Origin of the sequence: Pseudomonas sp. MF5691, from assembly GCF_016405645.1 — a bacterium.
GTDB lineage: Bacteria > Pseudomonadota > Gammaproteobacteria > Pseudomonadales > Pseudomonadaceae > Aquipseudomonas > Aquipseudomonas shahriarae.
Genome location: NZ_JAEKDC010000002.1, coordinates 389,939 through 408,307 on the forward strand (window position 1 = coordinate 389,939; position 18,369 = coordinate 408,307).

An 18,369-nucleotide genomic window follows, 5' to 3' on the forward strand; every position below is an offset into this window, starting at 1 on the left:
GGATGTATCAACTGATACACCGCATTCGCGAGCAAGCCCGCTCCCACATCGGATTCGGTTTCTTCAGTTATTAAGACACTTACGGGACAACCGATGCTTTTCAACCAAGCCTCACGCCTGGCCAAGATCACCAGCCCCCTGGGGCCGGATGTGCTGCTGCTCAATGAAATGGGCGGTGACGAAGAGTTGGGGCGGCTGTTCAGCTACGAGCTGCAACTGAACTCGCTGGACGCCAATATCGATCTCAACCAGTTGCTGGGCAAGCCGATGAGCGTCAGCCTGCAACTGGCGGATGGCGGCGAGCGGTATTTCCATGGGCTCGTCGCACGCTGCAGCCAGAACATCGACCAGGGCCAGTTCGCCAGTTACCAGGTGACCCTGCGCCCGTGGTTATGGCTGCTGAGCCGCACCTCCGACTGCCGGATTTTCCAGAACCTGAGCATCCCGCAGATCATCAAGCAGGTGTTCCGCGACCTGGGCTTTTCCGACTTCGAAGATGCCCTGAGCCGACCGTATCGCGAGTGGGAATACTGCGTGCAGTACCGCGAGACCAGCTTCGATTTCGTCAGCCGCCTGATGGAACAGGAAGGCATCTACTACTTCTTCCGTCACGAGCAGGACCGCCACGTGCTGGTGCTGGCCGACGCCTATGGCGCCCACGCCACGGTGCCCGGCTACACCTCGGTGCCCTACTACCCCAAGGACGAGCAGCAGCGCGAACGCGACCATATGCACAACTGGCACCTGGTGCAGCAAGTCCAGCCCGGTTCCCTTGAGCTCAACGACTACGACTTTCAGCGCCCCAGCGCCAGCATCGACGTGCGCTCGGCCATGCCGCGCCCGCACACCGCTGGCGACTATCCGCTGTACGACTACCCCGGCACCTACGTCAAAAGCGAAGACGGCGAACACTACGCACGCACCCGTATCGAAGCCCTGCAAACCCTGCACGAACAAGTGGAGTTCAGCGGCAACGCCCGGGGCCTGGGCTCCGGCCATCTGTTCAGCCTCACCGGCTTCAGCCGCCGCGACCAGAACCGCGAGTACCTGATCCTCGGCGCGCGCTACTACATCACCCAGGAACGCCTGGAATCCGGAGGCGGCGCGGCGTCGGCGCAGTTCGACAGCAGCCTGACCTGCATCGACGCTCAACAGAGCTTCCGCCCGCTGGCCAACACCCACCGGCCCATCGTCAAAGGCCCGCAGACCGCACTGGTGGTCGGGCCCAAGGGCGAGGAAATCTGGACCGACCAGTATGGCCGGGTAAAGGTGCATTTCTATTGGGACCGCCACGATCAGTCCAACGAAAACAGCTCCTGCTGGATTCGCGTGTCGCAATCCTGGGCCGGCAAAAACTGGGGTTCGATGCAGATCCCGCGCATCGGCCAGGAAGTGATTGTGAGCTTCCTTGAGGGCGACCCGGACCGGCCGATCATTACCGGGCGGGTGTACAACGCCGAACAGACGGTGCCCTACGACCTGCCGGAAAACGCCACCCAGAGCGGGATGAAAAGCCGCTCCAGCAAGGGCGGCAGCCCGGCGAACTTCAATGAAATCCGCATGGAGGACAAGAAGGGCCTGGAGCAGCTGTACATCCATGCCGAGCGCAATCAGGACATCGTGGTGGAGGTGGATGAAAGCCACTCGGTGGGGCATGACCGCAACAAGAGCATTGGGCATAACGAGACGGTGACCATTGGCAATAACCGCCTGCGCATCGTCAAGCAGGAAGACGTGCTCTCCGTTGGCCAGAAGAAGACCGACAGCATCAGCCAGAGCTATGTCATCGAGGTCGGCGAAAACCTGCGCCTGGTGTGCGGGGAAAGCATCCTCGAGTTGAACGCCAGCGGGCAGATCAACCTCACTGGCGTGCAAATCAGCTTCTACGCCAGCGGCGACGCCGAATTCAACACCGGCGGCGTGCTGCACCTCAACAACGGCGGCGGGCCTGGCGCCACACCGGATGGCCAAGGCATAAAAACCAGCATCGACGCCAATATCAAAGCCGCGTTCCCCGCGCCTAAAAGCTCCTGACGAGACCTGTTTGCCATGACGTACCGCATCAACGAATTCCAGTTTCAACTGCCCGCCGGCGAGCTGCAGGACGCGACGATCAATATCCTCAAGTTCCCGGAACTGGGGACTTCGCTGATCGTCAGCCGCAGCTTGCTGGCGGAAGGCGAAACCTTGCACAGCAACTTCGACGACCAGCTCAAGCGCCTGGAAAAACAGGTGCAGGACCTGCGCTGCCTGCCCAGCGTGCCGGTACGCCTGGGCGCCGCCCAGGAGGTCGAAGGGATCGAGCTGCGCAGCCAGTTCAACAAGGGCAACGACAAGGTGTTCCAGTACCAGTTGGCCCTGGTGTTGCCGGGGACGCGCAAGATGCTTGCCTTGAGTTATGTAAAGGCCGACAAGCTTGGTGATGCTGAGGCGGCGCATTGGGCGATCATCAAGAACTCGTTGTCGTTCGACGTGCCTGCGTGATGGGCATCCTGCATGTCTGACGCGTTATGGGCCGCCCGAATGGGCGATGCCATGGACCACACGTCGATGATGGCCGACATTCTCGGCGGCGTGCTGGAGGTGGCGGCGAACATCGCGATTACGGCGCTGGCCACCGCTGCAGTGGTCGCCGCCACCGGGATCACGGTTGTCACGGGCGGGCTGGGGTGCTTCCTCCTCGGCGCGGTCGTGGGCGTGGTTGTGGGGCTTGCGATGAGCAAGAGCGGGGCCGACAAGGGCCTGAGCAATTTATGCGAGGGCATCGGCAACGCTCTGTTCCCGCCGACGGTGCAGGCCAATATCCTCACCGGTTCCTTCGACACGTTTACCAATAACATCCCCTCGGCCCGTGCCGCCGGGGCGGTTGTTTCCCATGTGGCACCGGCCGGCACCGAGCTGGAAATGCAGGCGCCGGAAGAAGCGCCTGAAGCCGAAGCCAGTTACCTGGACATGGCAGGCGAGTTCTTCTCACAGATGTGGCGCCCCACCGTGGCTTCACCTGCGCCAGGCACAGAGACCAAGCCCGAAGACCTGGTGCTTTGCATGAAGCACCCACCGATGCCGCCACAGTTCATGGCCGAAGGCTCGGCCAAGGTGACCATCAACGGCCAGCCCGCGGTACGCAGCGGTGACCGCAGCACCTGCGATGCGAAAGTGGTGTCCTCCGGGCTGATCTCCTCCGACGTCACCATCGGCGGCGGTTCGGTGGTGGTACGCGAAATTCGCAGCGGCAAGACCCCGGGGGTCGGGCTGGCCGTGACAGTGCTGCTGATGCTCAAGGGGGGCAAGGGCAAGTTCTTCAGCAAATTGCCGTGCATGCTGGTTGGCGGGGCGGTGTCGATGGCCGTCAGCAGTGCCATGGGTGCTGCGGCCAACGCGGCCATGGGCTCGTCGAACCCGGTACATGCGGCCACCGGGGCCAAGGTGCTCGGCGGCGATGACGATCTGGATTTCGTCCTGCCCGGTCTGTTGCCGATTGACTGGCAACGCGTCTACAACAGCCGCGACGAACGCCAAGGCAGCTTGTTTGGCGCCGGTTGGAGCGTGCCCTACGAAGTGTGCGTCGACGTGCTGCCCCACCCCGAAGGCGGCGACACCCTGCTCTACACCGACGAACAGGGCCGGCCCATCGACATGGGCACCATCCCACTGGGCGGCGCGGTGTTCAGTGCCGGTGAAGGGCTTGCTGTACGGCGCCACCGCGATGGGCCGTTACTGATTGAAAGCGACGATGGTGTGTATCGCCTGTTCGAAGCCACCCCGGCAAACCCGTCGCGATTGCGCCTGAGCCAACTGGGTGACCGCAACGACAACCGCATCTACCTTGATTATGACGAGGCCGGAAGCCTGGTGCGGCTGCGCGACACCTTCGACCTGGTGCAGGTCGAACTGATCCGCGACCCGCTCCACGTAACCCGCATCGAGCGCGTGTACCCCGATCAACGCCGAGAAGTGCTCGTCAGCTATGGTTACGACGCCATCGGCAACCTGGCCGAGGTACGCGATGCCAGCGGCCAGGTGCAACGGCGCTTCGCCTACAACACCGGGCAGCGCATGGTGGAACACCAGTTGCCCACCGGCTTGCACTGCTTTTACGAGTGGGCCCTGATGGATGGCCAGGAATGGCGGGTGGTCAAGCACTGGACCAATGAAGGCGATGCTTACCGGTTCGACTATGACCTGCTGGCCGGCACCACACGCATTACCGACAGCTTGCAGCGTGTCAGCACCCGGCACTGGAACAGCCAGCACCAGATCACCCGCTACAGTGACAACCTCGGCCAGACCTGGCTGTTCGAATGGAACGACGAGCGTCAATTGCTCAACGCCACCGACCCTCAGGGCGGCCGCTATGAATACAGCTACGACGAGGCCGGCAACCTCATCGGCGAAACCGACCCACTGGGGCGCAGCGACTCGACGTTATGGCTCGAGCACTGGGCCCTGCCGTTGGTGCAAACCGACGCCGCCGGCAACAGCTGGCGCTACCGCTATGATCAGCGCGGCAACTGCACCGTCGCCATTGACCCGCTGGGCCATGTCACCCGTTATCGCTATGACGCCCATGGCCAAGTCGTCGAGATCATCGACGCCACGGGCAAAAGCAAAAAACTGCGCTGGAACCCGCTCGGGCAACTGCTCGAGCACATCGACTGCTCGGGTTACCCGACACGGTTCAGCTACAACGAACAGGGCTTTTTGCAAGTCATCACCGACGCCCTCGGCGAACGTACCCAATTCCACTATGACGCCCAAGGCCGCCTGCTCAGCAGCCAATTACCCGACGGTCGTCGCGAGCAGTACCAGCGAGATATCAGCGGCCAACTGACGGCTTACACCGACCCGGCCGGCCACACCACACACTATCAACACAACCGTCGCGGCCAGGTGCGCCAACGCACCGACGCCCATGGCCGGCAGGTGCAGTTCGGGTATGACAGCTTTGGTCGGCTGCAGGCGCTGATCAACGAGAACGGCGAACGTTATCGGTTTGCCTGGGATGATGGGGATCGGTTGACGGAGCAGCAAGATCTCGACGGCAGCGCCAAGCGCTACAGCTACGACCGCCTGGACAACGTCACCACCATGACCGCCCTGGCGGCACCTTACGGCACGGGCATGGCCGTGATCCCGGAGACGCCGCCCGCCCCTATCGTGCATCGACTGGAGCGCGATGCCGTCGGCCGACTGGTCGCCAAAACCACCGACGATGGCCGCACCGACTACACCTACGATCCATTGGACCAGCTTACGGACGTGTCCTTCACCGACCTGCAGGGCAATGCCCAAGCCTTGAGCTTTGCCTATGACGCGGTTGGCCAATTGCTCACCGAACGCAGCTCGGCCGGCGAACTGCAGCACCACTACGATGAACTCGGCAACCTGATCCAGAGCCAACTGCCGGACGGCCGCTGGCTCAACCGCCTGTACTACGGCAGCGGCCATCTGCACCAGATCAACCTCGACGGCCAACTCATCAGTGACTTTGAGCGCGACCGCCTGCACCGCGAAGTCCTGCGCACCCAAGGCCAGATCAGCACCCGCAGCGAATACGACCGTAGCGGCCGCCTGCGCGCGCGCCAACGCCGCCACACCAGCCAGCCGGCGTTGTTGCCGGCGGCGGTACAGAAGCACTTCGAATACGACCCCGCCGACAACCTGATCGGCAAGCTCGACCAGCAACCCTCTACGCAGCATCGCCAACTGCTGCACTACGACGCCACCGGCCGCGTCATCGCCAGCCAGGACAGCCTGCACGGCCAGCGCGAAACCTTCGCCTACGACGCGGCCGCCAACCTGTTGGACGGCCCACAGTCCGGGGCCGGGCTGGTGGTGCATAACAAGCTGCTGACCTATCAGGACAAACGCTACCGCTACGATGCCTTTGGCCGGATGATCGAAAAACGCAGCGGCGCCCGTGGCGTACAATACTTTGCCTACGACGCCGAAAGCCGGCTGATTGAAGTGCGCAATGAAGGCGGCAGCGTGGTGCGCATGGCCTACGACCCGCTGGGCCGACGCATCGGAAAAACCGAACATGACAGCAATGGCTATCCACTGGGCGAAACCCAGTTCATGTGGGACGGTTTACGCCTGTTACAGGAGCAAAAGCACAGCCAGACCAGCCTTTACCTCTATGAAGACGAAGGCTACCAACCCCTGGCCCGCGTCGATGGCATCGGGGCGCTGCAAAAAATTCGCTATTACCACAACGACCTCAATGGCTTGCCGGAGCAACTGACCGAGGCTGATGGGCACACCCTGTGGCAGGCGACTTATCGGGTGTGGGGCAATACCGTGGAGGAGGTGCGGGAGCCTTACTTTATTGAAGAGCAGAACCTGAGGTTCCAGGGGCAGTACCTGGATCGGGAGACGGGGCTGCATTTTAATACGTTCAGGTTTTATGATCCGGATGTGGGGCGGTTTACTACGCCGGATCCGATTGGGTTGGCGGGAGGTCTAAACACCTATGCCTACTCACCCAACCCATTCATGTGGTCAGACCCCTTGGGCCTGGCAGCCTGCGCCAAGAAAGTGGACGCCCTGCGTAACGGCCCTCAAAAAACCGTCGTAAAAGTGAAAACTAAAAAAGAAGCGAACGAGTTATTGAAAGAAGCATTTCCAAACAGCCAAAAAGTCAGAGGCATAGGATCGCAAGACGCCCAAGGTATAAGAAAGAAAAACAAGATGGACCAATTCAAAAAGAGAGATGGAAAAGTACGATACAGAAAAGATTACCCCATTAATAAAGAAACAGGTCGTGTTTATGGCCACGACGATCCGAAAGGTACAGGCCACGGTGAACTACCGCACGTCAACATTAAGCGCGCCGATGGCACAATGGTCCGCATTGATATTACAGGTTAGAGTATGAACAATCTCATAGAGGCACTCAACGCTGGGAAACGCCGAGGCTACGAGGAAAGACGTGAAATAGATGGGGCCTCATTTCTATTTCAATACGCCATAAAAAAACAGAACAATCTGTATTACACCTATTTTTTCTCAATAGACGAGTCCCAAATGGAAGTCATTGAAGATGATGAAAACGAAGAAATACTGACATTTCCGAGTCTCGATGAAGCATTGAGTCACTTAATCAGCAGAGGTGCCATAGTGGAGAAACTTTCAGCCATCAAAAACACCTTGCCTTTTTAAGAGCAAAGTGGCCAACTGATAGTAAGCGAGCAAACTTACCAAAGGGGAAAACGGGACTATTTTATTTAAAGTCCATTACACTCAAATCCCCATGATTTCATTCATAGAAATCAACCTTGGCAGGTGAAATTTGTGAATATAAAAGAGATTATTGAACTGGACTTTTCTAAAATAGAAGGCGTGGATCAACTGTACGTAGCTCTTGCTGAAAAAATCGGGTTCCCTGAGGACTATGGCAAAAATGTCGATACAGTAATTGACTGCTTATTTGGTTTACGCTATCCCGAGGATAGGTATGACCATAATAAATTCAGACCTAACAGAAAAATAACAACTCATACAAAAAACATCACGAACGCTCAAAAACAAACGACAGAATCACTTATTCTTATCATTTAATTCGTAAATTACAAATGCCAATTCAAAGAAACTCCCGCATTAACCTTTTTACTCCTTGAGCGCTGCCCCTTAAAATTCTCAATTATTCCGCCGGGCACAGGAAAAAGCTTAAATATTTATTTAAGATATTTAGAGATAACCTGACAGATCACGATCCTCATTTGATAAAGTGCTGTGATATTCGTCCCGTCCAACACGGAAATTTTTATGCCCCTTGACTTTATGGCAGCAGAAAATCAGAAAGACATTAATGAGAACACTCCAGTTTTTTGCTTGAGTGAATCTACCCATGGCGCTCTTATGGGCGCATCAGCACCAAGAAAAGATTTCCCAAAGACGCACAAATTTTCTGATTATTACGCCGACACAAGTATTCTATTCGGCGAAATTCTACCTTTAGTGACTGAAATCGAAAAAGCGACAAAGTTAAAAAACTTAAACTCCAGCGAATTGAAAGATCTAGTCAAGTTCCTTCAAAGTGCTTATAGCAAAAAACTGAATGTTTTTATTTATTGCGACTAACCCAATTCATGACGGATCTGACAGCACCTAAGCCCGGCGATTTATTTTACTTTCCGGCCGTCAATGCAAACGATGAACCGGGCTTCGTGATCGCACGCTACATTGAGCTCATACCACCAGCGCTCGGCCATTTGATCGAGGTGTTCGCCCATTTTTGTACAAAGATCCCTGCCTCTATCGAGGATAGTAGACACGTCGCGCCGATTATTCAGGCCGATATTCTGCAGCCTGCGCTCGTCGGGCATTCCAAGCTGGAAGATACTTTTCAGTGATCCGGGGTATAAAAAACCCAACTCCCATTACGACAAAATCCAATTTGCCTTTATAAAGGCGAATCTGGATGGGTGGTACCAGCCATCCAGCGACCGCAGAACAACTTTCGGGGATAGAGCATTCCCCCTGTTGGCGAAGGGACCATGTTGTTTTTCGCGTAATTACTCATCTACGAGAAGCCATCGGGGAAAACGAATGCATGGGGCACTTTGATTTACCGGAAGACTTGCGAGCTGATAGAAACATTGGACTTGAACGTGTAAACAAGGCAGCGTACAGCATGCAGTTGCTGTTCAAGAGCAAATAAAAATGGGCACCCAACCCAGTCGGCGTGCCCATTTTTCATACCTCCCCGCCTCCCTTCGAGACGGTGCCGTGCTTACGGGTTGACGCTGTCTTTAAGCGACTTGCCCGGTTTGAACGCTACGGTGTTGCTCGCCTTGATTTTCACCGGCTCGCCGGTTTGCGGGTTTTTGCCGGTGCGGGCGCCGCGGTGGCGCTGCAGGAAGGTGCCGAAACCAACCAGGGTCACGCTGTCCTTGCGGTGCAAGGCGCCAGTGATTTCTTCAAGAACGGCGTTGAGGACGCGGTTGGCCTGTTCTTTGGTCAGGTCTGCTTTTTCTGCAATGGCGGCTGCGAGTTCTGGTTTACGCATAGGTGAAGCCTCTTTGACGGTTTTTTGTTGTTATGTCCGTGCTGCTCTCTGCTGGAGCAGCGCCAAGGCGCCGCAGGCTCTACTCTGCGGCAGACGGGAGTGAGAATGGCATGCCATTGGTGCCTGCGCCAGTCTCGCGGCGACCTTTCTAGGGGGAAAAAGGTGCTTATTCCGACAGAACGACCAGCATTTACGCCAGCAGAGGCGGAAGTTCCTTATTTAGGGCCAGTTTTTCCATGACCGCAGTGCCCGTCAGCGCGTAACCCAGCAGGCGCCCGCTGGCATCGCGGCACAAGGCCTTGATGTCACCGCCCTGCCCTTCGACGCTCCACACGCCCTCAAGGCCCCGTGGCGGCGGCGAGACTACCAGTGGGCACGCCGGGGTTTTCACCGTGACGGGCATCGGCCCGTAGTTGACCGCCGTGGCGTTGCCCGCCAGGGTCTGGGCCAGGGCGCGGGCGCAGCTCATCAGGGGCATGACGTACAGCAGGTTCAGGCCATCGACCTCGGCGCAGTCGCCCAGGGCGTAGATATTGGCGTGGGAGGTCTTGAGGTGGCGGTCGACCATGATTCCACGGTTGATTTGCAGGCCGGCCGCAGCCGCCAGGTCCACCCGTGGGCGCAAGCCAATGGCGGAGACCACCAGGTCGCATTCGATCACCGTGCCATCGGACAGATGGGCTTCCAGGCCGTCCACCGTGCGTTGCAGGCGGTTGAGCACCGGCCCCAGGTGGAAGCGTGCCCCAAGGCCTTCCAGCCCGGCTTGCACTGCTGCGGCCGCGGCCGGGTGCAGCAGGGTCGGCATGACTTGCTCGCACGGAGCCACCAGGTCGATGGTGTAGCCGCCCAGGATCAAGTCGTTGGCAAACTCACAGCCGATCAGGCCCGCGCCCAACAGCAGCACACGGCGCTTGCCGGCAGCGGCGCGGCGAAAGCGCGCGTAGTCTTCCAGGTCGTTGATCGGGAAAATCAGATCAGCGGCATCGCCCTCGACCGGTACCTGTACCGTCTGGGCGCCCCAGGCCAGGATCAGGTCGCGGTAGACCACCGCCTCCTCGCCGATCCACAGGCGCTTGTGGCCAGGGTCGATGCCGCTGATGCGGGTATGGGTGCGCACTTCGGCCTTGAGTTGCTCGGCCATCGCGCCAGGGGTCGCCATGCTCAGGCCATCGGCGTCCTTGTTTTTGCCAAAGCCGGTGGAGAGCATGGGTTTGGAGTAGGAACGCCCGTCATCCGCGGTGATCAGCAACAACGGAGTTTCGCTGTCGAGTTTACGAAACTCCCGAGCCAGGTTGTAACCGGCCAAGCCCGTACCGATGATCACGACAGGTGCGCTCATTCCATTCTCCTTGTAGTACGTTTCTTAAATTCAGCGAATCAACCGATTTCGATCATTTCGAAATCCATTTTGCCGACGCCGCAGTCCGGGCACAGCCAGTCTTCCGGGACGTCCTGCCACAGGGTGCCGGGGGCGATCCCGTCATCCGGCCATCCGTCCGCTTCGTTGTAGATCAGGCCACAGACTACACATTGCCACTTCTTCATTACTTACTTCCTCAGGGTCCAGGCGTACTGGCCGACAGTCGATAGATCCAGCATTGCTGTGCGGCTCAGGGCGTTTTGTACTGATCGGGGCGCCCAGATGCAAGCACGTTCGACCCAATGTCCTGGCGCAACCCGGCAAAAATCCGGGTGAGCATGGTAAGCTCGGCGCCTCATTAACTGCCAATAATGACTCCCCGTGCCGCATTCGATTGCCGTTCCCGATGCTTGCCAATGGCTGAACCAGAGCCTTCTGCACCCCCTGCCCACGCCTCCTGCCCTCGACTGGCTGTTCGATGAGGGCTCTCTGACCCGCCGCCTGACGCACCTGTCCAACGACGGCTTCAGTGTCACGCCATTGTACGAAGGCTGGCAGCCCCTGCGAGACGACGAATGCGCCGCCCTCGACCTACCCGTCGCCAGTATTGGCTGGGTGCGCGAGGTGTATTTACGCGGTCACGGCCAGGCCTGGGTCTTCGCCCGCAGCGTTGCAGCGCGCAGTGCCTTGCAGGGCGATGGCTTGCATATGGATGAGTTGGGCAGCCGCTCCCTGGGTGAGCTGCTGTTCTGTGACCGGGCCTTCAGCCGCCAGGCCATCGAAGTCTGCCATTACCCACGGGCCTGGCTGCCGAAGGCAGATCAGGCCCGTGGCTTATGGGCGCGGCGCTCGCGTTTTGATCGCGGGGCGTTGAGCGTGTTGGTGGCGGAAGTGTTCCTGCCGAGCCTGTGGCAAGCGGTGCAGCAATCTGCGGAGAATGGCTGATGTACCAGCGCCTGCTCCAATCCCTGAACCGCCTGAACCCACGGGCCTGGGACTTCGTGCAACTGACGCGGATGGACAAGCCCATCGGCATCTATCTGCTGCTGTGGCCCACCCTCTGGGCGTTGTGGATTGCCGGCGAGGGCTCGCCTTCGTTGAGCAATATCGTGATCTTCGTGCTCGGCGTCGCGCTGACCCGAGCCGGGGGTTGCGTGATCAATGACTGGGCTGACCGCAAGGTCGACGGCCACGTGAAGCGCACCGCGCAACGCCCGTTGGCGAGTGGCAAGATCAGCTCGAAAGAAGCCCTGGTGTTTTTTGCCGTATTGATGAGCATCAGCTTTGTGCTGGTGCTGCTGACCAACGCCGCGACCATCTGGCTGTCCCTGGGCGGCCTGGCGCTGGCGGTCAGCTACCCGTTCATGAAGCGCTACACCTATTACCCGCAAGTGGTGCTGGGCGCGGCGTTTTCCTGGGGCATGCCCATGGCGTTTACCGCAGAGACCGGCAGCCTGCCGGCCATTGCGTGGTTGCTGTATATCGCCAACCTGCTGTGGACGGTGGCCTACGACACCTATTACGCGATGACTGACCGCGATGATGATTTGAAAATCGGCGTCAAATCCACCGCGATCCTGTTTGGCGATGCCGACCGGATGATCATCCTCACCCTGCAGGGTTTGGCGCTGCTCTGCCTGCTGCTGGCGGGCTCACGCTTCGAGCTGGGCGGTTGGTTCCACCTGGGGTTGCTGGCGGCAGCAGGGTGTTTTGCCTGGGAGTTCTGGTACACCCGGGATCGGGACCGGATGAAGTGCTTCAAGGCATTTTTGCACAACCATTGGGCGGGGTTGGCGATCTTCCTCGGGATTGTCGCTGACTACGCCCTGCGATAACCGTGGCGAGCGGGCCACACCCTCATCACGAGGAGCCCGCATGCCACAGTAATGGCTTAGGGTTTGGCGATCTTCCAGGCCCCGTCCATTTTGCCGTCGCCGGTCGCGTCGCCAGCTTTTTTGTCCATGATGAAGGTGTACAGCGGCTTGCCGCCATAGGCCCACTGGCTGGTGTTGTCGTCACGGGTGATCACGGTCCACTTGCCCATCGGTTTATCGGTGGACTCGGCCTTCAACGGCGGCCAGTTGGTCGCGCACTTGTCATTGCACATGGACTTGCCGTCGGCATCCTTGGCGAAGGTGTAGAGGGTCATCTCCTTGTGATCCACCAACATCCCGTCTTTAGTCATGGCGGGCTCTGCCGCGAAAGCCAGTGTCGGCAGGGTCAACGCCGCCGTGACCAGCAGGGCTTTCCAGGAAAAAGTACGTTGATTCATCGGAACCTTCCTTTTGCGGTTGTCAGGATTCGGACTCAAAGCGTAGTTCAGGACCACGCCTATTGCGCAGGCCAGTAAAATACTGTCACACGACTGCAATAATTCCGTTATCTAATGCGGCGCAAGACAGTTAAATGACAAGAGGACTTAGCATGGTTGGCAGGAGCATTCTGATCGTTGACGACGAAGCGCCCATTCGCGAAATGATCGCCGTTGCGTTGGAAATGGCCGGCTATGACTGCCTGGAGGCAGAGAACTCCCAGCAGGCCCACGCCATTATCGTCGACCGCAAGCCGGACCTGATCCTGCTGGACTGGATGCTGCCCGGCACCTCCGGCATCGAATTGGCTCGGCGCCTCAAGCGCGATGAGCTGACCGGGGATATCCCGATCATCATGCTCACCGCCAAGGGCGAAGAGGACAACAAGATCCAGGGCCTGGAAGTCGGCGCCGACGACTACATCACCAAGCCATTTTCCCCACGGGAACTGGTTGCCCGCCTGAAGGCCGTGCTGCGCCGCGCCGGCCCGACCGATGGCGAGGCACCGATTGAAGTCGGTGGCCTGCTGCTGGACCCGATCAGCCACCGCGTGACCATCGACGGCAAACCTGCCGAGATGGGCCCCACCGAATACCGCCTGTTGCAGTTCTTCATGACCCACCAGGAGCGCGCCTACACCCGCGGGCAATTGCTCGATCAGGTGTGGGGCGGCAATGTGTATGTCGAGGAACGCACCGTGGACGTGCATATCCGCCGCCTGCGCAAAGCCTTGGGCGATGCCTACGAGAACCTGGTACAAACCGTGCGCGGTACCGGTTATCGGTTTTCCACCAAGGGCTGAGCCAGCCCCACTCAGACTTAACAGCCGACAAGGACGCATGTTCAAGTGAATCAAAACTGGCATGGCACCCTGATCCGCCACATGCTCTTGCTGGTCACCGGCTGCCTGTTGGTGGGCCTGATCAGCGGCTACTACGGCTGGAGCCTGGCCATTGGCCTGGGCCTTTACCTGGGCTGGACCCTCAAGCAATTGCTGCGCCTGCACGAATGGCTGCGCCAGCACAAACCCGACGAGGCACCACCCGACGGCTACGGCCTGTGGGGCGAGGTGTTTGACAGCATCTACCACCTGCAACGCCGCGATCAGCGGGTACGTGGCCGCCTGCAGGCGGTGATCGACCGGGTCCAGGAGTCGACTGCCGCGCTCAAGGACGCGGTGATCATGCTCGACAGCGACGGCAACCTGGAATGGTGGAACCGCGCCGCCGAGACCCTGCTGGGCCTGAAGACGCCTCAGGACAGCGGCCAGCCGGTGACCAACCTGGTACGCCATCCGCGCTTCAAGGAATACTTCGAGCAGGAAAACTATGAGGAAGCCCTGGAAATCCCCTCGCCCACCAACGACCGGGTGCGCATCCAGCTGTACCTCACGCGCTACGGCAACAACGAGCATTTGATGCTGGTGCGCGACGTCACCCGCATCCATCAGTTGGAACAGATGCGCAAGGATTTCGTCGCCAACGTCTCCCACGAATTGCGTACGCCCCTGACCGTGATCTGTGGCTACCTGGAGACGCTGCTGGACAACGTCGAAGAGGTCAACCCGCGCTGGAGCCGTGCCTTGCAGCAAATGCAGCAACAAGGCTCACGCATGCAGACCCTGCTCAACGACCTGCTGCTGCTGGCCAAGCTGGAAGCCACCGACTACCCCTCGGACAACCACCCCGTGGCCGTACAGGGCCTGCTGCAGACCATCAAGAACGATGCCCAGGCCTTGTCCGGCGAGCGCGGCCAGATCATTACCCTGGAAGCCGACCCGTCGGTGCTGCTCAAGGGCAGCGAGGGCGAGTTGCGCAGCGCCTTTTCCAACCTGGTGTTCAACGCCGTGAAGTACACCCAGGACAAAGGCACGATCCGCATCCGCTGGTGGGCCGATCACCAAGGGGCGCACCTGAGCGTGCAGGATTCGGGGATTGGTATCGACAGCAAGCACTTGCCACGCCTGACCGAGCGTTTCTACCGCGTCGACTCCAGCCGTAACTCCAACACCGGCGGCACCGGGCTGGGCCTGGCGATCGTCAAGCATGTGTTGCTGCGTCATCGGGCCCGCCTGGAAATCAGCAGTGTGCTGGGCCACGGCAGTACCTTTACCTGCCACTTCGCGCCGACCCAGGTCACCCATGCGCAAACAATCGCGGTGAAGGATTAATCTGAAAATACCCCCCACCGCCGGTGGGACCGGGCTTGCCTGCCATAGCATCTCCTGGGTGCTTCTGTAAGCCCCAGGCGCCTGCATCGCAGGCAAGCCAGCTCCCGCATAAGCCCGCTGCAGCAGGCATTCACGGATCCACCCGGCAGCCGCCACTAGGCAAGCGCCCCTTCAGCCGCTACATTGCCTGACTTGTGCCCGCCCTTGAGGCACAGCCCTCACCCCTTTTTGAATACACGGAACCCGCAAAACCCCATCATGGACCCTTCCCCTGGTATCACCCTCGCGACACTCTTCGCCGATTTCGGCATGATTCTTTTTGCACTGATCCTGGTACTGCTCAACGGTTTCTTCGTTGCGGCGGAATTTGCCATGGTCAAACTGCGCGCCACCCGTGTCGAGGCGATCGCCCACACCAATGGCTGGCGCGGGCAGATCCTGCGCACCGTACACAGCCAGCTCGACGCCTACCTGTCGGCCTGCCAGCTGGGTATCACCCTTGCCTCCCTGGGCCTGGGCTGGGTCGGTGAGCCGGCCTTCGCGCACATTCTGGAGCCGATGCTGGGCGCCATGGGCGTCGAATCGGCCGAAGTGATCAAGGGTGTGTCGTTCTTCGCTGCCTTCTTCGTGATTTCCTACTTGCACATCGTGGTCGGTGAGCTGGCCCCCAAGTCCTGGGCCATTCGCAAACCCGAGTTGCTGTCGTTGTGGACGGCGGTGCCGCTGTACCTGTTCTACTGGGCCATGTACCCGGCGATCTACCTGCTCAACGCCAGCGCCAACGCGATCCTGCGCATCGCCGGCCAGGGCGAGCCCGGCCCGCACCACGAGCACCACTACAGCCGTGAAGAGCTCAAGCTGATCCTGCACTCCAGCCGTGGCCAGGACCCGAGCGACCAAGGCATGCGCGTGCTGGCCTCGGCCGTGGAAATGGGCGAGCTGGAAGTGGTGGACTGGGCCAACTCGCGGGAAGACCTGGTGACCCTGGACTTCAACGCGCCGCTCAAGGAAATCCTTGCACTGTTCCGCCGCCACAAATTCAGCCGCTACCCGGTGTACGACCCGGTGCGGGGTGAGTTTGTCGGCCTGCTGCACATCAAGGACCTGCTGCTGGAACTGGCGGCCCTGGACCATATTCCCGAGTCGTTCAACCTGGCCGAACTGACCCGCCCACTGGAGCGCGTATCCCGGCACATGCCGCTGTCGCAACTGCTCGAGCAGTTCCGCAAGGGCGGCGCGCACTTTGCCCTGGTAGAAGAAGCCGACGGCAACATCATCGGCTACCTGACCATGGAAGACGTGCTGGAAGTGCTGGTGGGCGATATCCAGGACGAACACCGCAAGGCCGAGCGCGGCATTCTCGCCTACCAGCCGGGCAAGCTGCTGGTGCGTGGTGACACGCCGCTATTCAAGATCGAGCGCCTACTGGGTATCGACCTGGACCACATCGAAGCCGAAACCCTCGCCGGCCTGATCTACGACACCCTCAACCGGGTGCCGGAAGAGGAAGAAGTGCTGGAAGTGGAAGGCCTGCGGATCATCATCAAGAAGATGAAAGGCCCGAAAATCGTGCTGGCCAAGGTCCTGATGCTCGACTGAGCCCCTGTAGGAGCCGGCTTGCCGGCTCCTACAACCCCGACGCAAAGTTGGGCAAGGCCTGTACCGGCTGCGTGAACTCATACGGAATCGACACCCACCCTGCCCCCGTATCGCGCTGCACCACAAAATGCAGGTGTGGCCCGCTGCTGTTGCCGGTATTGCCCGACAGCCCCAGCGGGCTGCCCACCCCCACGCGCTGCCCGCCCCTGACGCTGACCGACCCTTGCTTGAGGTGCAGATACACGCCCTGGGTGCCGTCATCGTGCAACACCCGCACGAAGTTCCCCGAAGGGTCACTGCCGCGCCCGGCTTGGTTGTTCTCGGTCTTCACCACCAAGCCGCCCCGCGCAGCGATGATCGGCGTGCCCTCAGGCATGGCGATATCCATGGCGTAGCGACTCTTGACGTCAGAGTGACTGAACGTGCCCCCAGGGCCCTGGGTCAGGCGGAACGGACCGCCACGCCAGGGCAAGGAGTAACGTTGGAACTGGGCGGGCCGCAGGTGACGTGGCGGCTGAGGATCAAGCGCCTGGCGCTTTACCGGCGCCACCCGACGCTCCTGGAAGACAAACGCCTGGGCGCCAGGAGTCTTCTGGTCGCTGAAAAACACCACGCCACGGGCATCGGTGGAACGATAGAGGGTCATGGCCAGGGTCGATGAGGCGACCGCGCACAGGCCACAAAACAACATAAAACGCACAAGCATCGGATAAACCTGCCGGGTATGACTGAACGGCAGGCTAGCAAGGGTTCATGACAATGTTGTGTGGACTAACGACCCCTGTAGGAGTCGGCTTGCCTGTCACTGATGCAGCGACAGACAGACCGAGATCGCTGGCAAGCCAGCGCCTACAGGTGATCGAGGTTTTGCTTCAGGCACCCGGCACAAAATGCTTCTGCGCGGTGCCCCGGGCAATCAGCCGGGAGATGTAGTCGAGCTTCTGCGCGTCCTGGTCGATAAAGCGGAAGGTCAGTTGCAGCCAGTCGCTGTCAGGGCGCGGCTCGTAGGCGACGATGGCGTGCAGGTAGCCGTTGAGGCGTGCGGTTTCGGCGTTCTCGCCTTGTTCAAGGTCAAGCACCGCGCTTTCCAGCACTTGTGGCAGGACGTCGCCCCGGCGTACCACCAGCAGCGCCTCCTTGATGCTCAGGCCCTTGATCACACATTGCTGGGTGCCACTGGACAGGCGCAGTTGGCCCTGGCCGCGACCGCTGGAGGCCGAGGGGGCGGCGGTGGGCTGCACTGCCGGGCTGTTGAGCAAACCTTTGCTCGGCGCAGCCACCGGGGCCGGTTTGACCGCTTCGGGCTTGCCGCCGGTCAGGGCGCTGAGGGAGTCGTTGCCAAAGGCCGAGTTCATCTTGGTCGGCGCACTGGCCAGCAAGGCGTCGAGGCGGCCGATCTTGTTCAGGGCCTGCTTGACCTTGTTCAGCAATTGCTCGTTGGTGAACGGCTTGCTGACATAGCCGGAGACGCCGGCCTGGATGGCCTGGACCACGTTTTCCTTGTCGCCGCGGCTGGTGACCATGACGAACGGCATGGACTTGAGCTGAGGCTGCTCACGGCACCAGGTCAACAGTTCCAGGCCAGACATTTCCGGCATTTCCCAGTCGCACAGCACCATGTCGAAGGTTTCGCGCATCAGGATGGCCTGGGCCTTTTTGCCGTTCACCGCATCTTCAATCTTGATACCGGGGAAGTAGTTACGCAGGCACTTCTTCACCAGGTCGCGAATAAACGAGGCGTCATCCACCACCAATACACTGACTTTACTCATCGACCCTTCATCCTCTCAAAACCCCGGCAAGCAAAACGCTTAACTGATGGCATTTTGCCAAAAACTCGTCAGTCACGCCGGGACTTTACAGCCGCCCGCAGCGCAAAACTCATACGCCACAAACGCAAACGCCCGACCAGAGGTCG

The 18,369-nt window shown here is 59.8% G+C and carries 18 protein-coding genes; 12 read left to right on the forward strand and 6 right to left on the reverse strand.

The window, feature by feature from the left end; translation table 11 throughout:
- The first annotated feature begins 93 nt into the window (after nucleotides 1–93).
- From JFT44_RS04505 to JFT44_RS28585, 7 genes are all read left to right on the forward strand, one after another.
- Nucleotides 94–2,034, forward strand: a complete 1,941-nt coding sequence (locus JFT44_RS04505) for a type VI secretion system Vgr family protein (RefSeq protein WP_057961028.1) — start codon at nucleotides 94–96, stop codon at nucleotides 2,032–2,034.
- Between the two features lie 15 nt (nucleotides 2,035–2,049).
- Nucleotides 2,050–2,484, forward strand: coding sequence for a DcrB-related protein (locus tag JFT44_RS04510; protein WP_083356086.1), 435 nt, complete (start codon nucleotides 2,050–2,052; stop codon nucleotides 2,482–2,484).
- 12 nt (nucleotides 2,485–2,496) lie between these two features.
- Nucleotides 2,497–6,870 carry an RHS repeat-associated core domain-containing protein gene (locus tag JFT44_RS04515; RefSeq protein WP_198830385.1) on the forward strand — a complete coding sequence of 1,458 codons (4,374 nt, stop codon included), beginning with the start codon at nucleotides 2,497–2,499 and terminating at the stop codon, nucleotides 6,868–6,870.
- A 3-nt stretch (nucleotides 6,871–6,873) separates the two neighbouring features.
- Nucleotides 6,874–7,161, forward strand: coding sequence for a hypothetical protein (locus tag JFT44_RS04520; protein WP_128593294.1), 288 nt, complete (start codon nucleotides 6,874–6,876; stop codon nucleotides 7,159–7,161).
- Nucleotides 7,162–7,293: 132 nt separating this feature from the next.
- On the forward strand, nucleotides 7,294–7,560 hold the full coding sequence (locus JFT44_RS04525; RefSeq protein ID WP_162947778.1) for a barstar family protein: 267 nt from the start codon (nucleotides 7,294–7,296) through the stop codon (nucleotides 7,558–7,560).
- Between the two features lie 207 nt (nucleotides 7,561–7,767).
- Nucleotides 7,768–8,082, forward strand: a complete 315-nt coding sequence (locus JFT44_RS04530; protein ID WP_120734352.1) for a hypothetical protein — start codon at nucleotides 7,768–7,770, stop codon at nucleotides 8,080–8,082.
- Between the two features lie 8 nt (nucleotides 8,083–8,090).
- Nucleotides 8,091–8,354, forward strand: a complete 264-nt coding sequence (locus JFT44_RS28585) for a hypothetical protein (RefSeq protein WP_225923827.1) — start codon at nucleotides 8,091–8,093, stop codon at nucleotides 8,352–8,354.
- A gap of 380 nt (nucleotides 8,355–8,734) precedes the next feature.
- Here JFT44_RS28585 and JFT44_RS04540 read toward each other — a convergent pair whose 3' ends face one another.
- The 3 genes from JFT44_RS04540 to JFT44_RS04550 all read right to left on the reverse strand — a co-directional run bounded on the left by JFT44_RS04540 (nucleotide 8,735) and on the right by JFT44_RS04550 (nucleotide 10,555).
- Complete coding sequence (locus JFT44_RS04540; protein ID WP_003213368.1) at nucleotides 8,735–9,010, reverse strand: HU family DNA-binding protein; 276 nt, start codon at nucleotides 9,008–9,010, stop codon at nucleotides 8,735–8,737.
- A gap of 190 nt (nucleotides 9,011–9,200) precedes the next feature.
- Entirely contained in the window at nucleotides 9,201–10,349 is a 1,149-nt protein-coding gene (locus JFT44_RS04545) for an NAD(P)/FAD-dependent oxidoreductase (protein WP_198830386.1), read from the reverse strand.
- 38 nt (nucleotides 10,350–10,387) lie between these two features.
- Nucleotides 10,388–10,555: a rubredoxin gene (locus tag JFT44_RS04550; protein WP_032856748.1), complete on the reverse strand. Its 168-nt coding sequence runs from the start codon at nucleotides 10,553–10,555 to the stop codon at nucleotides 10,388–10,390.
- Nucleotides 10,556–10,751: 196 nt separating this feature from the next.
- Between JFT44_RS04550 and JFT44_RS04555 the strand changes: the two genes are divergently transcribed.
- Nucleotides 10,752–11,315, forward strand: a complete 564-nt coding sequence (locus JFT44_RS04555) for a chorismate lyase (protein ID WP_198830387.1) — start codon at nucleotides 10,752–10,754, stop codon at nucleotides 11,313–11,315.
- Nucleotides 11,315–12,205, forward strand: coding sequence for a 4-hydroxybenzoate octaprenyltransferase (gene ubiA / locus JFT44_RS04560; RefSeq protein WP_057440536.1), 891 nt, complete (start codon nucleotides 11,315–11,317; stop codon nucleotides 12,203–12,205). The genes JFT44_RS04555 and ubiA overlap by 1 nt, the downstream gene beginning before the upstream one ends.
- Before the next feature lie 56 nt (nucleotides 12,206–12,261).
- Here ubiA and JFT44_RS04565 read toward each other — a convergent pair whose 3' ends face one another.
- The gene (locus JFT44_RS04565) at nucleotides 12,262–12,642 is read right to left on the reverse strand and encodes a hypothetical protein (RefSeq protein ID WP_057444223.1); all 381 of its coding nucleotides are present in this window, start codon (nucleotides 12,640–12,642) and stop codon (nucleotides 12,262–12,264) included.
- A gap of 152 nt (nucleotides 12,643–12,794) precedes the next feature.
- Between JFT44_RS04565 and phoB the strand changes: the two genes are divergently transcribed.
- From phoB to JFT44_RS04580, 3 genes are all read left to right on the forward strand, one after another.
- A complete protein-coding gene (phoB, locus tag JFT44_RS04570) occupies nucleotides 12,795–13,484 on the forward strand; it encodes a phosphate regulon transcriptional regulator PhoB (RefSeq protein ID WP_003176964.1) in 690 nt (229 codons plus the stop codon).
- Nucleotides 13,485–13,565: 81 nt separating this feature from the next.
- On the forward strand, nucleotides 13,566–14,852 hold the full coding sequence (gene phoR / locus JFT44_RS04575; RefSeq protein ID WP_178112044.1) for a phosphate regulon sensor histidine kinase PhoR: 1,287 nt from the start codon (nucleotides 13,566–13,568) through the stop codon (nucleotides 14,850–14,852).
- Between the two features lie 258 nt (nucleotides 14,853–15,110).
- The gene (locus tag JFT44_RS04580; protein ID WP_057440537.1) at nucleotides 15,111–16,451 is read left to right on the forward strand and encodes a hemolysin family protein; all 1,341 of its coding nucleotides are present in this window, start codon (nucleotides 15,111–15,113) and stop codon (nucleotides 16,449–16,451) included.
- A 28-nt stretch (nucleotides 16,452–16,479) separates the two neighbouring features.
- Here the strand turns inward: JFT44_RS04580 and JFT44_RS04585 are convergent, their stop codons facing one another.
- Both JFT44_RS04585 and JFT44_RS04590 read right to left on the reverse strand, forming a co-directional pair.
- Nucleotides 16,480–17,157, reverse strand: a complete 678-nt coding sequence (locus JFT44_RS04585) for a M23 family metallopeptidase (protein ID WP_198830388.1) — start codon at nucleotides 17,155–17,157, stop codon at nucleotides 16,480–16,482.
- 166 nt (nucleotides 17,158–17,323) lie between these two features.
- Nucleotides 17,324–18,223, reverse strand: a complete 900-nt coding sequence (locus JFT44_RS04590; protein WP_198830389.1) for a response regulator — start codon at nucleotides 18,221–18,223, stop codon at nucleotides 17,324–17,326.
- Nucleotides 18,224–18,369 lie beyond the last annotated feature (146 nt).